Origin of the sequence: Paracoccus sp. Ld10, from assembly GCF_045064235.1 — a bacterium.
Lineage (GTDB): Bacteria > Pseudomonadota > Alphaproteobacteria > Rhodobacterales > Rhodobacteraceae > Paracoccus.
Genome location: NZ_JBISHD010000027.1, coordinates 154,165 through 167,054, shown reverse-complemented (window position 1 = coordinate 167,054; position 12,890 = coordinate 154,165). Strand labels below are relative to the sequence as shown.

The following is a 12,890-nucleotide window of genomic DNA, read 5'->3' as shown; positions in this document are numbered from 1 at the left end:
CGCCTGTCACAATCGCATTCGATGGGTCGGCGCAAATTCTGTGTCAGCAGCAACGGTCGGACGACAGATCGGCCACCGGCAGCAGGCCGCGTGCAGCATAGGTGCCATATGTGCTGTCTGTGTGGCTGAACCGGTGGTGATGTCGTCGACAGTTGCCGTATCTGAGGACAGCCGCAACGGGGGTGGTATGCCGTGTGCGGGCCAAAGTGGCCGGATGGGGGCGGTAATATCCCCGAGGTATCGGACGCCCAGACGCGTGACGGCCCCGTGCGGGGGCCGTCCCTGCGATCAGCCGATGGCTGCGGCGCGGATTTCGTCGTCGATGGCGTCCAGATATTGGGCAAAGTTGTCGCAGAACATCTGTACCAGCTTTCTGGCTTGGGCGTCATAGGCAGCAGGGTCTGCCCAGGTCTGGCGCGGGTCCAGCAACACGGGGCTGACGCCCGGCACGCTGACCGGCACGTCGAAACCAAAGTTGGGATCGCGACGGAACTGCACCGCGTTCAGGCTGCCGTCCAGCGCGGCCGTCAGCAGGGCGCGGGTGGCCGCGATCGGCATCCGCTTGCCGGTGCCAAAGGCGCCACCGGTCCAGCCGGTGTTCACCAGCCAGCAGGATGCGCCATGCTGGGCGATCTTTTCCTGCAGCAGCTTGCCATAGACCTCGGGGCGGCGGGGCATGAACGGCGCCCCGAAGCAGGTCGAGAATGTCGGGATCGGTTCGGTGACGCCGACCTCGGTGCCCGGCGTCTTGGAGGTGAAACCCGACAGGAAGTGATACATCGCCTGTGCTGGTGTCAGTCGCGCGATGGGTGGCAGCACGCCGTAGGCGTCACAGGTCAGCATGATCACGTTCTTTGGGTGTCCGCCCAGGCTGGTCGGAGACGTGTTCGAGATCGCGTCCAGGGGATAGGCGCAACGCATGTTGTCCGTGATCGAGTTATCCTCGAAATCCAGCTCCAGCGTGTCGGCGTCAAAGACCATGTTCTCGATCACGGTGGCAAAGCGGCTGGTGGTGGCGTGGATCTCGGGTTCTGCCTGGGCCGAGAGGTTGATCGTCTTGGCGTAGCAGCCGCCCTCGAAGTTGAAGATGCCGGTGTCGGACCAGCCGTGTTCATCATCGCCGATCAGGACGCGCGACGGATCAGCCGACAAGGTCGTCTTGCCGGTGCCGGAGAGGCCGAAGAATACCGCGCTGTCGTCGGGATCGCCCGGCGCGTGGTTTGCGCTGCAATGCATCGGCATGACGCCCTTTTCAGGCAGCAGGTAGTTCAGCAGCGTAAAGACCGATTTCTTGTTCTCACCGGCATAGGCCGTGTTGGCGATCAGGATCAGCTTTTTTTCAAAGTTCATCGCGATCACGGTCTCGGACCGGCAGCCGTGGCGCGCAGGGTCTGCCTTGAAGCCAGGGCAGTTGACGATCGTGAATTCAGGGGTGAACGTCGCCAGCTCATCGGCCTCGGGGCGGCGCAGCAGGTGGCGGATAAACAGACCGTGCCATGCCAGTTCGGTCACCACGCGCACGTCCAGGCGGTTCTCGGCGTCAGCACCGCCGAACAGATCCTGTACGAAGTAGTCGCGGCCCTTCATATGCTGAAGCATGTCGGCATGCAGAATGTCAAAGGCCGCCGGGTCCATCGGCTTGTTGTTCTCCCACCAGATCGTGTCTTCGACCGCCGGAGTGCGAACCACGAACTTGTCCTTGGGTGAGCGACCGGTATGCGCGCCGGTCGACACCAGAAACGCGCCGCCCAGGCCCATCTGCCCCTCGTTGCGTGCGACGGCGTGCGTCATCAGGGCGGGTTCCAGCAGATTGTAGTGCACCTGGCCCAGCCCGGTGATGCCTTGGTCTTCCAATCGACAGTTCGGGTTCACGCGCGTGGTCATGTTGGGGGCTCCGTGGCTTGGGGTGCGGTGTCTTGTCGGGCTATAGCACAGCGGATTCCGCCCGGAACAAGGCAGCGCAAACAGTTAGCGGAAACATCAAATGTTATCGCCAACAGGTATAATTTGTGCGTTCAATCGGGGAATGTTGGCAAAGAATTAGCCGACATTCGGGCAGAATTGGCTGGGGAGGTGATTCGCATGATACAGGTCCACGCAACAACGGTGGCGATTGACGGGCGCGGGCTGGTGATCATGGGGCCCTCCGGGGCGGGCAAATCCACCCTTGCATTGCAGTTGATGGCGGTTGGGGCGACGCTGGTCGCGGACGATCGCACCGACCTGCGCCTTTCGGCGGGCCGGTTGGTGGCACAGGCACCGCTGCCGCTGCTGGGCAGGATCGAGGCGCGGGGCGTTGGAATACTGCAGGCGGATCCGTCGACCCCCGTGCCTGTCGCGCTGGCATGCGACCTTGGGCGCAACGAAGAGGACAGGCTGCCACAGGTGCGGCACCAAGATTGGCTGGGGGTTCGGGTTTCTCTTGTGCTGGGACCTTACCGTGGCCATCTTTATGCTGCGTTGCGGCAGCTGATGCTGGGCCGACGGTTGGAATGACGGCGCAAGCGACGCCACAGGAAGGGACGCATGGATCACGACCCTATCGAACCCGATGCTCAACGGCTGGTGTTGGTCACCGGCCCCTCTGGCGCAGGGCGATCGACCGCTATCAACGTACTAGAGGATCTGGGCTTCGAGGCGATCGACAACCTGCCTCTGTCATTGATCCCACGTTTGTTGGACGGGCCTGCGCGACCCACACCGCTTGCCTTGGGTCTTGACGTCCGAAACCGCGATTTTTCGGCGTTCAACGTGATCGAGTTGATCGACCGCCTGACCCGACTGCCGGGCTATGCGCCAGAGGTATTGTATCTGGACTGTGACGCAGACACGCTGGTGCGTCGTTACAGTGAAACACGCAGGCGCCACCCGCTGGCCCCGGACGAGGCACCGCTGGCCGGTGTTCTGGCCGAGATCGACCTGCTGGCCCCGATCCGTGCCCGCGCGGACGTCCTGGTAGACACCACAGAGCTGTCTCCCCATGATCTCAAGGCTGAACTGACGCGGTGGTTCGACGTTCGGCCCGACCGCCGGCTCAGCGTGTCGTTGCACTCCTTCAGCTACAAGCGCGGTGTGCCGCGTGGGGTCGATCTGATGTTCGACTGTCGGTTCCTGGCCAATCCGCACTGGAACCCCGTCCTGCGCCCGTTGGACGGGCGCGACGACCGCGTGCAGGCCCATGTCGAGGCCGATCCGCGATTCGCCGAGTTCTTCCAGAGGACCCGTGATCTGGTCGAGTTCCTGTTGCCCGCCCACATGGACGAAGGAAAATCGCATCTCGCTGTGGGTTTCGGGTGCACCGGGGGACAACATCGTTCCGTCACTTTGGTGGAAAAGATGGCTGTGGCGCTTGCGGACGCAGGCTGGCCGGTGTCAATAAGGCACAGGGAACTGGAGCGTCGGGGCATGACGGTTCAGTCGGGTGCGGAAACTTCGCCTGCGGGCGAGGCACGCGCGTCGCAAAGGCAGGCGTCATGAGGTTTGGGGTGTTTTGGCGGTCTTTTGGGCTTGGTGAGGCGCGTTGATCGGTATTGTCATAGTTGCGCATGGTGGTTTGGCTCGGGAGTATCTCTCGGCCGTCGAACATGTCGTGGGCCCTCAGGTCGGCATCGCCGCCGTCGCGATCGAGGATGATCACGACCGTGCGGCCAAGACCGCGGAAATAAAGGCCGCTGCGGATGCGGTCGATCTTGGCGACGGCGTCGTTCTGGTAACCGATCTGTTCGGAGGCTCGCCGTCGAACCTGTCGCTGCCGGCCTGTGCGGTCCGCGATCGGACGATCCTATACGGTGCCAACCTGCCCATGCTGGTCAAGTTGGCCAAGTCGCGACATCTCAGCGTGCCCATGGCGGTGGGCTGTGCCGCAGAGGCGGGGCGCAAATACATCAATTCCTACAACGTGCCGCCCGAAGCCGCGATCGAAAGCGGGCGGTATTCGCGATGACAGATGCCGTCATCCGCGATCTGGCGATCATCAACATCAAGGGCCTGCACGCGCGGGCCAGTGCGAAATTCGTCGACGTGGTCGAGCGCCACGACGCACAAGCGCGGGTCGAAAAGGACGGCATGGCCGTATCCGGTGACAGCATCATGGGACTGCTGATGCTGACCGCCCCACGCGGCAGCCAGATCCGGGTGACCACGTCCGGCCCCGAGGCTCTGGCCCTGGCCGACGCGCTGGAGGCGCTTGTGGGGGACTATTTCGGCGAAGGCATGTAGGTGCAGGCGCCCGTCAACTCCGACCGCAAAGCGTACCACCACGGCAACCTGCGCCAGGCCCTGGTCGAGGCCACCGCAGATCTCGTTCAGGAAAAAGGTCCGCAGGCATTCACCCTGACGGAGGCTGCGCGCCGCGCGGGGGTGTCCCCTGCTGCCCCCTACCGTCATTTCAAGGGCCGCGACGATCTGTTGGAAGAGGTCGCGCGCCAAGGCTTCATCGAGTTTGCTGCCCGGCTGGAGGCCGCTTTTGACGGCGGCCGTCCGCGCCCGCTGACGGCGTTCCTGCGCATGGGACAGAGCTATCTCGACTTTGCGGCCGATCGGCCGGGCTATTACATGGCGATGTTTGAAAGCGGCGTCTCGGTTGTGGGCAACATCGACTTGGCAACCGCATCGGGGCGCGCACAGGGCGTGCTGGTCACCGCTGCCGACGCGCTGTCTGCGCGCCTGCCCGAAGACCGCCGTCCCCCCGCGCGGATGGTGGCCAATCACGTCTGGGCGCTGAGCCACGGCGTCGTCGAACTGTTCGGTCGCGGCAAGCCCGGCAGTCGCAGCCCCGTCGAGCCGTCCGAAATGCTGGAAAGCGGGGCGCTGATCTATCTACGCGGGCTAGGGCTGATCCAGGACTGAAAATCGGGAAACGCCGATCTTGACGAATGCGGTTCTCCCTCCCATCTATGTAAATGTGATTAACATTAACATACGGAGACACCACAGATGACCACTGTAACCCCCGTGCTTCGTCCGGCCTCGACCCAGCAGCGCATCACCGATGTGCTGACCCGTGTTCGGGACTGGCTGGACGCGCGCGGACGTCCAGCCTGGATCGTCGCCATGGTGCTGGGCTTTGTCTTTGTCTGGCCTGTGGGCCTTGCCCTTCTGGGCTATATGATCTGGAGAAAACGCATGTTCGGATGCAACAAACGCACCGCCACCGCTCGTTATTCCGCGCCGTCCACGGGCAACAGCGCCTTTGACGCCTATCGCGCCGAAACGCTGAAACGGCTGGAGGACGAGCACCGCGAATTCATCGACTTTCTGGCCAAGCTGCGCGAGGCCAAGGACAAGGCGGAGTTCGATCAGTTCATGGAAAAGCGCGACGCCAAGACCGACGCATAAGCCGAAAGGGGGCCGGGTGACCGGCCCCGTTTCCTATTCGCCGCGGGGAAAGCGCTGGTTTTCCTCCAGCACGTTCAGATCCATGTGGTTGCGCATATAGCGTTCAGATGCCCGCTGCAGCGGCTGGTGGTCCCACGGGTAATAGGCCCCGTTGCGCAGCGCCTCATAGACGATCCAGCGGCGCGCCTGGGAATGGCGCACCTGTTCGTCATAGGCCGACAGGTCCCACCGTTGCATTGCCTGCGCGCGCAGATCGGCCAGCACGTCGGCATGGGCCGGGTCGCTGGCAAGGTTCGTCCGCTCTGTCGGGTCGGCATCCACATCGAACAGCATTTCCGGATCGGCGTCGCAGGCGATGTATTTCCAGCGCCCGTCGCGCAGGGCGACCATGGGGGCGATGCTGCCTTCGGCCGCGTACTCCATCGGCACCGGGCCGCGTGGCGCACCCTGCGCCAGCGACCGGCCATCGGTCCAGGGCGCGATCTCGTCCATCGGCAGGCCGGCCAGATCGCACAGGGTCGGCAGCACGTCGATGGTGCTGACCGGCTGATCCACGCGCCCCGGCGCCATGCCCGGCGCGGCGATCATCAGCGGCACACGGGCCGAACCCTCAAAGAAGTTCATCTTGAACCACAGCCCGCGTTCGCCCAGCATTTCGCCGTGGTCCGACAGGAACAGGATGATCGTGTCCTGCTGGCGCGTCGCCTCCAGCACGTCCAGGATCTGACCGATCTTGTCGTCGACATAGCTGATGTTTGCGAAATAGCCCTGCCGCGCACGGCGGATGTGGTCGTCGGTGATCTCCAGCCCGCGCCAATCGCAGGCGTCCATCAGCCGCTGCGAATGCGGGTCCTGATCGGCATAGGGGATGGGCCGTGGCGGCTCCAGCTCCGAGATGCCGTCATACAGGTCCCAATATTTGCGCCGCGCGACGAACGGGTCGTGGGGGTGGGTAAAGCTGACCGTCAGGCACCACGGGCGGTCGTCAGCCCCGCGTGCCAGATCGTACAGCTTGCGGGTGGCGTGGTGGGCGACCTCGTCATCATATTCCAGCTGGTTGGTGATCTCGGCCACGCCCGCGCCCGTCACGGACCCCAGGTTGTGGTACCACCAGTCGATCCGTTCGCCGGGTTTGCGATAATCCGGGGTCCAGCCGAAGTCAGCGGGATAGATGTCGGTGGTCAGGCGTTCCTCGAACCCATGCAACTGGTCCGGTCCGACGAAATGCATCTTGCCCGACAGGCAGGTGTGGTACCCCGCCCGGCGCAGGTGATGCGCATAGGTCGGAATGTCCGACGCGAATTCCGCCGCGTTGTCATAGACACGCGTGCGGCTTGGCAGCTGCCCCGACATGAAGCTGGCCCGCCCCGGCGCACAGAGCGGGCTGCCAGTATAGGTGTTGGCAAACCGGGTCGAGCGTTCGGCCAGACGCCGAAGGTTCGGGGTGTGCAGGAAATCGGCGGGGCCGTCGGGGAACAGAACCCCCGACAGCTGATCCGCCATGAGGATCAGGATGTTCGGTTTCACGATCGCTTACCCGGCAACGGCGGCCTGCGCCGCCTCCAGCCCCGGCTGTCCGTCCAGCGTGGTCACGCCGTCCAGCCAGGGTGCCATGGCATCAGGGTTGGCTGCCAGCCAGTCGCGGGCCGCGTCCTGCGCATCGGCGCCGTCGTCCAGGATCGCGCCCATCAACTGGTTCTCCATCGACACGTCAAACACCAGCTGGCTGAACAGCAGCGCGGCATTGGGGCACATCTCGGCCCATTCAGCACGGGCCAAGGTGTGGACCGTCGCGCCGCCGAAATCAGGACCGAAGTGTTCGTCGCCGCCGGACAGATAGGTGATGTCGATCGCCTCGTTCATCGGGTGGGGCGCCCAGGCCAGAAAGACGGTGGGCGTGTCGGCATTGCGCGTGACCTGCGCCAGCATGGCCTGTTCGCCGCTTTCGACCAGCTCCCAATCGCCCAGCCCGAACAGGTCGGCGTCGATCATGCCCTGGATGTTCTGGTTGGCAGGGGCACCGGGTTCGATTCCATAGATCTTGCCCTCGAACGCATCGCGGTGGGCGTCAAGATCGGCGAAATCGGCAACGCCCAATGTGGCGGCGGCATGGTTCACGGCCAGCGTGAACTTGGCACCCTCCAGGTTCCGTGCCAGCTCGGTCACGCCGCCGTCGGCGTCCAGATCCTGGCGGAACGCTGCCTGTGCGGGCATCCAGTTGCCTAAAAACACATCGGTCTGCGCGCCCTTCAGCGCCTCATAGCCGACGGGAACGGACAGGGTGGCGATGTCGGCCGAATAGCCCAGGGCGTCCAGCATCACGGCGGCCACGCCGTTCGTCGCAGTGATGTCGGTCCAGCCCGGATCGGACAGACGGACGGCGCCGCATTCGGCAGGATCGGCGGCATGGGCGGGCAGGGCGGCCACGCCCAAAAGCAGTGCGGCAAGGATCGGCTTGGTCATGGGTCTCTCCTGTCGGGGAAAAGAGATGCCGTCTCCGGTACGTGTGCCGGATAGGGGCAGTCAGCGCGTCGGAACGGGCGTATCACCGCGGTAATCATAGAACCCGCGACCGGTCTTGCGGCCCAGCCAGCCGGCCTCGACATATTTCGTCAGCAGCGGGCAGGGGCGGTATTTCGTGTCGGCCAACCCGTCATGCAGCACGTTCATGATCGCCAGACAGGTGTCCAGACCGATGAAATCGGCCAGCTCCAGCGGACCCATCGGGTGATTGGTGCCCAGCTTCATCGCGCTGTCGATGCTGCTGACAGAGCCCACGCCCTCGTACAGGGTATAGACCGCTTCGTTGATCATCGGCATCAGGATGCGGTTGACGATAAAGGCCGGAAAATCCTCGGCAGTGGCCGAGGTCTTGCCCAGCTTTTCGACAACCGCGTGCAGTTCGCGATAGGTCGGCTCGTCCGTGGCGATGCCACGGATCAGCTCGACCAGCTGCATCACGGGGACGGGGTTCATAAAATGAAATCCCATGAATTTCTCGGGGCGATCGGTCCGTGAGGCCAGTCGCGTGATGGAAATCGACGACGTGTTCGATGTCAGGATCGTCTTCGGCTTCAGGTGCGGGACAAGATCCTCGAAGATCGCCTGTTTCACCGTCTCGCGTTCCGTGGCGGCCTCGATCACCAGATCGCACTGGCCCAGATCGGCCAGCGTCAATGTGGTACGGATATGGCCCATCGCTGTGGCCTTGGCGTCGGCGGTGATCTTGTCGCGGGCGACCTGGCGTTCCAGGTTGCGGTCGATCAGGGCCACGGCCTTGTTCAGCGCATCCTGGCTGATGTCGGTCAACAGCACGTCATAGCCCGCCACTGCAAAGACATGCGCGATACCGTTGCCCATCTGACCTGCACCGATCACGCCAACCGATTGAACCGTCATGCCTGCATCCCCTGTTCCAACGCCGGGACGATAGGGCCGGGCGGGGCATGCTGCAATGCAAAACCGCCCCCCGTTTCAGGGGGGCGGATGTGGGGCAACGCTTGCGCCGGGGTTACAGCTTTTCGGTCAGTTCCGGGACGATCGTGAACAGATCACCGACCAGGCCATAATCGGCGACCTGAAAGATCGGCGCCTCCTCGTCCTTGTTGATGGCCACGATGACCTTACTGTCCTTCATGCCTGCAAGATGCTGGATCGCGCCGGAAATACCGACCGCGACGTACAGCGCGGGGGCCACGACCTTGCCGGTCTGGCCCACCTGCCAGTCGTTCGGGGCATAGCCGGAATCGACCGCCGCACGCGAGGCGCCGACAGCGGCGCCCAGCTTGTCGGCCAGCTGTTCGATCATCACGAACTGCTCCTTGGAGCCCAACGCACGACCGCCCGACACGACACGCCCGGCCGAGGTCAGCTCGGGGCGGTCGTTCTGGGCGACCTCGTCATTCAGCCATTTCGACAGGGCCGGATCGTCCGCCAGCGTCGCGTCCGACACCGGTGCCGCCGGACCTTCGCCCGCCGCGTCAAAGCTGGCCACGCGGATGGTCATGACTTTTTTGCTGTCGACCGAGGTGATCGTCTGAATCGCGTTGCCGGCATAGACAGGACGCTCGAACGTGTCGGCATCGATCACGGCGGATACGTCGGACATCACCATCACGTCCAGCAGGGCCGCGACGCGGGGCATGATGTTCTTGGCATCGGTGGTGGCGGGGGCCGCTATGTGGCTGTAATCGCCCGCCAGCGCCACGATCAGCGCGGCAGTGGGTTCGGCCAGGCGATGCCCGTACCGCCCGTCTTCGGCGACCAGCACCCGCGCAACGCCCGCGATGGTCGCTGCCTGATCGGCAGCCGCGCGCGCCTGCGCACCCGCGCACAACACGGTCACGTCGCCCAGGGCGGTGACAGCATGGACGGCCTTGGCGGTCGCATCCCGGTTCAGTTCGCCGCCGGTGACTTCGGCCAAAAGAAGAACAGCCATCACACGATCCCCGCTTCCTTGAGTTTCGACACAAGTTCGTCGACCGATCCGACCTTGATCCCGGCCTTGCGGCCCTCGGGTTCGCGGGTCTTGACGACGGTCAGGCGCGGGGTGACGTCGACGCCGTAATCGGCGGCGGTCTTCTCCTCCAGCGGCTTTTTCTTGGCCTTCATGATGTTGGGCAGGCTGGCATAGCGCGGCTCATTCAGCCGCAGGTCGGCGGTGACGATGGCGGGCAGGCGGACCTCGATGGTCTGCAGGCCGCCGTCGACCTCGCGCGTGACATGCGCCACGTCGCCTGCGATCTCCAGCTTGCTGGCGAATGTCGCCTGGCTCCAGCCCAGCAGGGCGGACAGCATCTGGCCGGTCGCGTTCATGTCGTTGTCGATCGCCTGCTTGCCGGCAATGACCAGGCCGGGCTGTTCGGCGTCGATGATCGCCTTGAGGATCTTGGCGACGGCCAGCGGCTCGATGTCCTGGTGGACGTCATCGGCGGCGACGACCAGAATGGCGCGGTCCGCCCCCATGGCCAGCGCGGTGCGCAGGGTTTCGGCGGCCTGCTTGACGCCGATGCTGACGGCCACGACCTCGGTGGCCGTGCCTTTTTCCTTCAGGCGGATGGCTTCTTCGACGGCGATCTCGTCGAAGGGGTTCATCGACATCTTCACGTTGGCCAGATCGACACCCGATCCGTCCGCCTTCACGCGGGCCTTCACGTTATAGTCGATCACGCGCTTGACTGGCACGAGGACTTTCATCGGCCTCTCTCCCTTGGTTTGCGTCATCTGTCGCAGGATTGTTAGACAGGGATATCCCGCAAGGACAGGGCAAAAGCGTCACAGGACGCAGCGTTTGCGGCGGTCTTTGGATCAGCGGCTGGCGCCGGGAACCCACAGAATGTCGTCCGCACCGTCGTTGTTGGCCACGCGACCCGCAACGAACAGCCAGTCTGACAGCCGGTTCAGATAGCGGATCGCGGACGTGTTCACGTCGCCCCCCGCCAACAGTTCGGTGGCACGCCGTTCCGCGCGCCGCGCGACCGTGCGTGACAGGTGCAGATGCGCCGCCAACGCGCTGCCGCCCGGCAGGATGAAGCTGCGCAGCGGCGGGATGTTCGCGTTCATCGCGTCGATCTCCGCCTCCAGGCGGTCGACCTGAGCGTCGATGATGCGCAGGACCGGATAGCCCGCCTGATCGTCCGCGGCCATGTTCGGACGCGACAGGTCCGCACCCAGGTCGAACAGGTCGTTCTGGATCACCGCGATGCGCGCGGCCAGTTCGCCCGTCGCATGCTGGCGGCACAGGCCCAGGGTCGCGTTCAGTTCGTCCACAGTGCCATATGCCTCGACCCGGGGATCGTGCTTGGCCACGCGACTGCCGTCGGACAGGGCAGTGTCGCCCTTGTCGCCGGTGCGGGTATAGATTTTGTTCAAAACGACCATCAAATCGACCTCAGCCACAGGAACAGCATCATGATGACCAGCGCCGCGGCCTGGGCATACAGCCGCCAGCGCATCATGCGGTTGCCATGCTTGCGGTTGAAATCGCCGCCTTTGGCAAAACCGCCGATCCCGGTCAGCAGGATCGCGATGACGACTCCGACACTCAGAAGGGTGACAAGGAACAGGGACTGATCGGGCATGGGGACACCGCCTTTCGACCGTCAACCTAAGTGCGCCGGGCAAACCAGTCCAGAGCGCGGGTCGGCAGAACCCGCCGTGCGACCCCGGAAATGCGCGTCGGCGCCGTGACATAGTAGCGCGGGGCAGGGTTCCGGGCGGTCAGCGCGGTCAGGATGCGGTCGCTGACCGCGCGCGGCGGCAGTTCGAACCGGTCCTTGCCCGAGGGTTCGTAGAGGCGTTTCAACAGCGTTGCGCGGTACTGATCGGCGCGCGGACTGGCCTGCCAGTCCACCCACCGTTCGAAATGCGGAATGGCGTTTTCGCGGATGCGACTGGTGATCGGACCGGGTTCGATCAGGGTGACGTGGATCCCGGTGCCGCGCATCTCCAGACGCAGGACGTCGGTCAGCCCCTCCAGCGCGAATTTCGTCGCCACATAGGGGCCGCGCCAGGGGATGCCCACCAACCCTAAAACCGAACTGATGGTGACGATCCGGCCCGCACCGCGGCTGCGGAAATGCGGGATCAGGCGGGTGGTCAGGTCATGGGTGCCCAGCAGGTTGACCTCAAAGATCGCACGCAGCGCGCCCCGGGGCATGTCCTCGACCGCGCCGGGCAGGGCGAATGCCGCGTTGTTCACCAGCGCATCGATGGGGCCGCCGGCCAATGCGGCCTCGGCGCAGGCGGCGACGCTGTCCTCGGACGCCAGCTCCAGCGGCAGGCATTCCATCCCCTCGGCTTGCCGGGCGGCGATGTCCTGGGGACTGCGGCATGTGGCGACGACCTGCCAGCCCTGCGCCTGCATGTGGCGCGCCGCGTCCAGCCCGATGCCCGACGAACAGCCGGTGATCAGCACCCGCCTCATGGGGCGTCGGCGGTCAGGAACTGTGCGGCCACGAATCCCTGCTGGCCGCCCTCGGTCTGCACCTGCACCCATTCGCCGCCAGTGGCCCCCAAGGCCTGTACGGCCGATCCGCCGGTCAGGCTTGCCACAACCGGATTGTTCGTTCCCGCGCCCGCGCGCATGTTCACACGGTCGGCGGTGACGTACAGCACCGGCGCGTCGGCAGGGACCGCCTGAGCCGGTTCCGGCGTCGCCCCCGCATATTCCGGCGACGGTTCCAGCGGGGGGCCGGGGAAACGCTGCGTGCGTTCGGGGGTCTGGCTGGCGGCGGGAATGATGTCGACCGGGGGCGTGGCCGGCAGGGTGCCGGCGGCGGGTGCGGTCAGCGACGGCGCGCCCGCATCGGTCGCGGCGCTGGTCGGGGCAGGCACGGGGCGATGACCCGTGCGCAGATCGCCCTGACCGAACCGGTCCAGCGTCATGAACACACCCACAAGCGTCACCACCATCAGCAGTCCCAGTCTGATCATTGCGCCCGTCTCCCGTTTCGGCCATCGGGTTAACCGATCTGATCGCAAAACGCCACGCGGACGGCAGCGTTCCCCGCCAGCTTTTCGATCTGGACCGTGCGGGCCATGGGCCCTATCCA

At 64.8% G+C, this 12,890-nt stretch carries 16 protein-coding genes; 6 read left to right on the top strand and 10 right to left on the bottom strand.

All coding sequences use genetic code 11. The annotated features are described in order from the left end of the window. Positions 1–288: 288 nt before the first annotated feature. Entirely contained in the window at positions 289–1,884 is a 1,596-nt protein-coding gene (locus ACJJVR_RS09140) for a phosphoenolpyruvate carboxykinase (RefSeq protein ID WP_405403940.1), read from the bottom strand. Between the two features lie 198 nt (positions 1,885–2,082). Between ACJJVR_RS09140 and ACJJVR_RS09135 the strand changes: the two genes are divergently transcribed. The 6 genes from ACJJVR_RS09135 to ACJJVR_RS09110 all read left to right on the top strand — a co-directional run bounded on the left by ACJJVR_RS09135 (position 2,083) and on the right by ACJJVR_RS09110 (position 5,337). Beyond that, positions 2,083–2,496 (top strand): HPr kinase/phosphorylase, encoded by a 414-nt coding sequence (locus ACJJVR_RS09135; RefSeq protein WP_405403938.1) that lies wholly within the window; start codon positions 2,083–2,085, stop codon positions 2,494–2,496. Positions 2,497–2,526: 30 nt separating this feature from the next. Then, on the top strand, positions 2,527–3,477 hold the full coding sequence (gene rapZ / locus ACJJVR_RS09130) for an RNase adapter RapZ (RefSeq protein ID WP_405403936.1): 951 nt from the start codon (positions 2,527–2,529) through the stop codon (positions 3,475–3,477). Between the two features lie 43 nt (positions 3,478–3,520). Next, a complete protein-coding gene (locus ACJJVR_RS09125) occupies positions 3,521–3,943 on the top strand; it encodes a PTS sugar transporter subunit IIA (protein WP_405403935.1) in 423 nt (140 codons plus the stop codon). Then, complete coding sequence (locus ACJJVR_RS09120) at positions 3,940–4,218, top strand: HPr family phosphocarrier protein (RefSeq protein WP_405403933.1); 279 nt, start codon at positions 3,940–3,942, stop codon at positions 4,216–4,218. Before ACJJVR_RS09125 ends, ACJJVR_RS09120 begins: the two co-directional genes overlap by 4 nt. After that, positions 4,219–4,848, top strand: coding sequence for a TetR/AcrR family transcriptional regulator (locus ACJJVR_RS09115; protein WP_405403931.1), 630 nt, complete (start codon positions 4,219–4,221; stop codon positions 4,846–4,848). Positions 4,849–4,935: 87 nt separating this feature from the next. Then, positions 4,936–5,337 (top strand): DUF2852 domain-containing protein, encoded by a 402-nt coding sequence (locus ACJJVR_RS09110; RefSeq protein ID WP_405403930.1) that lies wholly within the window; start codon positions 4,936–4,938, stop codon positions 5,335–5,337. 33 nt (positions 5,338–5,370) lie between these two features. Here ACJJVR_RS09110 and betC read toward each other — a convergent pair whose 3' ends face one another. From betC to ACJJVR_RS09065, 9 genes are all read right to left on the bottom strand, one after another. After that, positions 5,371–6,867: a choline-sulfatase gene (gene betC / locus ACJJVR_RS09105; protein ID WP_405404426.1), complete on the bottom strand. Its 1,497-nt coding sequence runs from the start codon at positions 6,865–6,867 to the stop codon at positions 5,371–5,373. 3 nt (positions 6,868–6,870) lie between these two features. After that, positions 6,871–7,800, bottom strand: a complete 930-nt coding sequence (gene choX / locus ACJJVR_RS09100; RefSeq protein WP_405403928.1) for a choline ABC transporter substrate-binding protein — start codon at positions 7,798–7,800, stop codon at positions 6,871–6,873. Positions 7,801–7,860: 60 nt separating this feature from the next. Continuing rightward, on the bottom strand, positions 7,861–8,736 hold the full coding sequence (locus tag ACJJVR_RS09095) for a 3-hydroxybutyryl-CoA dehydrogenase (protein WP_405403926.1): 876 nt from the start codon (positions 8,734–8,736) through the stop codon (positions 7,861–7,863). 112 nt (positions 8,737–8,848) lie between these two features. Beyond that, a complete protein-coding gene (locus ACJJVR_RS09090) occupies positions 8,849–9,775 on the bottom strand; it encodes an electron transfer flavoprotein subunit alpha/FixB family protein (protein ID WP_405403924.1) in 927 nt (308 codons plus the stop codon). Continuing rightward, entirely contained in the window at positions 9,775–10,533 is a 759-nt protein-coding gene (locus tag ACJJVR_RS09085) for an electron transfer flavoprotein subunit beta/FixA family protein (protein WP_405403922.1), read from the bottom strand. Before ACJJVR_RS09085 ends, ACJJVR_RS09090 begins: the two co-directional genes overlap by 1 nt. Before the next feature lie 111 nt (positions 10,534–10,644). Continuing rightward, the gene (locus ACJJVR_RS09080) at positions 10,645–11,217 is read right to left on the bottom strand and encodes a cob(I)yrinic acid a,c-diamide adenosyltransferase (RefSeq protein WP_405403920.1); all 573 of its coding nucleotides are present in this window, start codon (positions 11,215–11,217) and stop codon (positions 10,645–10,647) included. After that, positions 11,217–11,417: a twin transmembrane helix small protein gene (locus ACJJVR_RS09075; protein WP_405403918.1), complete on the bottom strand. Its 201-nt coding sequence runs from the start codon at positions 11,415–11,417 to the stop codon at positions 11,217–11,219. Before ACJJVR_RS09075 ends, ACJJVR_RS09080 begins: the two co-directional genes overlap by 1 nt. A gap of 26 nt (positions 11,418–11,443) precedes the next feature. Continuing rightward, positions 11,444–12,262, bottom strand: a complete 819-nt coding sequence (locus ACJJVR_RS09070; RefSeq protein ID WP_405403917.1) for an SDR family NAD(P)-dependent oxidoreductase — start codon at positions 12,260–12,262, stop codon at positions 11,444–11,446. Continuing rightward, the gene (locus tag ACJJVR_RS09065) at positions 12,259–12,771 is read right to left on the bottom strand and encodes an SH3 domain-containing protein (RefSeq protein ID WP_405403915.1); all 513 of its coding nucleotides are present in this window, start codon (positions 12,769–12,771) and stop codon (positions 12,259–12,261) included. Before ACJJVR_RS09065 ends, ACJJVR_RS09070 begins: the two co-directional genes overlap by 4 nt. Positions 12,772–12,890 lie beyond the last annotated feature (119 nt).

Excerpts from the sequence above, each read along its gene's own strand:
- ACJJVR_RS09140 (WP_405403940.1), bottom strand. The coding sequence starts at position 1,884 with ATGACCACGCGCGTGAACCCGAACTGTCGATTGGAAGACCAAGGCATC.
- ACJJVR_RS09135 (WP_405403938.1), top strand. The coding sequence starts at position 2,083 with ATGATACAGGTCCACGCAACAACGGTGGCGATTGACGGGCGCGGGCTG.
- rapZ (WP_405403936.1), top strand. The coding sequence starts at position 2,527 with ATGGATCACGACCCTATCGAACCCGATGCTCAACGGCTGGTGTTGGTC.
- ACJJVR_RS09120 (WP_405403933.1), top strand. The coding sequence starts at position 3,940 with ATGACAGATGCCGTCATCCGCGATCTGGCGATCATCAACATCAAGGGC.
- ACJJVR_RS09110 (WP_405403930.1), top strand. The coding sequence starts at position 4,936 with ATGACCACTGTAACCCCCGTGCTTCGTCCGGCCTCGACCCAGCAGCGC.
- choX (WP_405403928.1), bottom strand. The coding sequence starts at position 7,800 with ATGACCAAGCCGATCCTTGCCGCACTGCTTTTGGGCGTGGCCGCCCTG.
- ACJJVR_RS09095 (WP_405403926.1), bottom strand. The coding sequence starts at position 8,736 with ATGACGGTTCAATCGGTTGGCGTGATCGGTGCAGGTCAGATGGGCAAC.
- ACJJVR_RS09090 (WP_405403924.1), bottom strand. The coding sequence starts at position 9,775 with ATGGCTGTTCTTCTTTTGGCCGAAGTCACCGGCGGCGAACTGAACCGG.
- ACJJVR_RS09085 (WP_405403922.1), bottom strand. The coding sequence starts at position 10,533 with ATGAAAGTCCTCGTGCCAGTCAAGCGCGTGATCGACTATAACGTGAAG.
- ACJJVR_RS09080 (WP_405403920.1), bottom strand. The coding sequence starts at position 11,217 with ATGGTCGTTTTGAACAAAATCTATACCCGCACCGGCGACAAGGGCGAC.
- ACJJVR_RS09075 (WP_405403918.1), bottom strand. The coding sequence starts at position 11,417 with ATGCCCGATCAGTCCCTGTTCCTTGTCACCCTTCTGAGTGTCGGAGTC.
- ACJJVR_RS09070 (WP_405403917.1), bottom strand. The coding sequence starts at position 12,262 with ATGAGGCGGGTGCTGATCACCGGCTGTTCGTCGGGCATCGGGCTGGAC.
- ACJJVR_RS09065 (WP_405403915.1), bottom strand. The coding sequence starts at position 12,771 with ATGATCAGACTGGGACTGCTGATGGTGGTGACGCTTGTGGGTGTGTTC.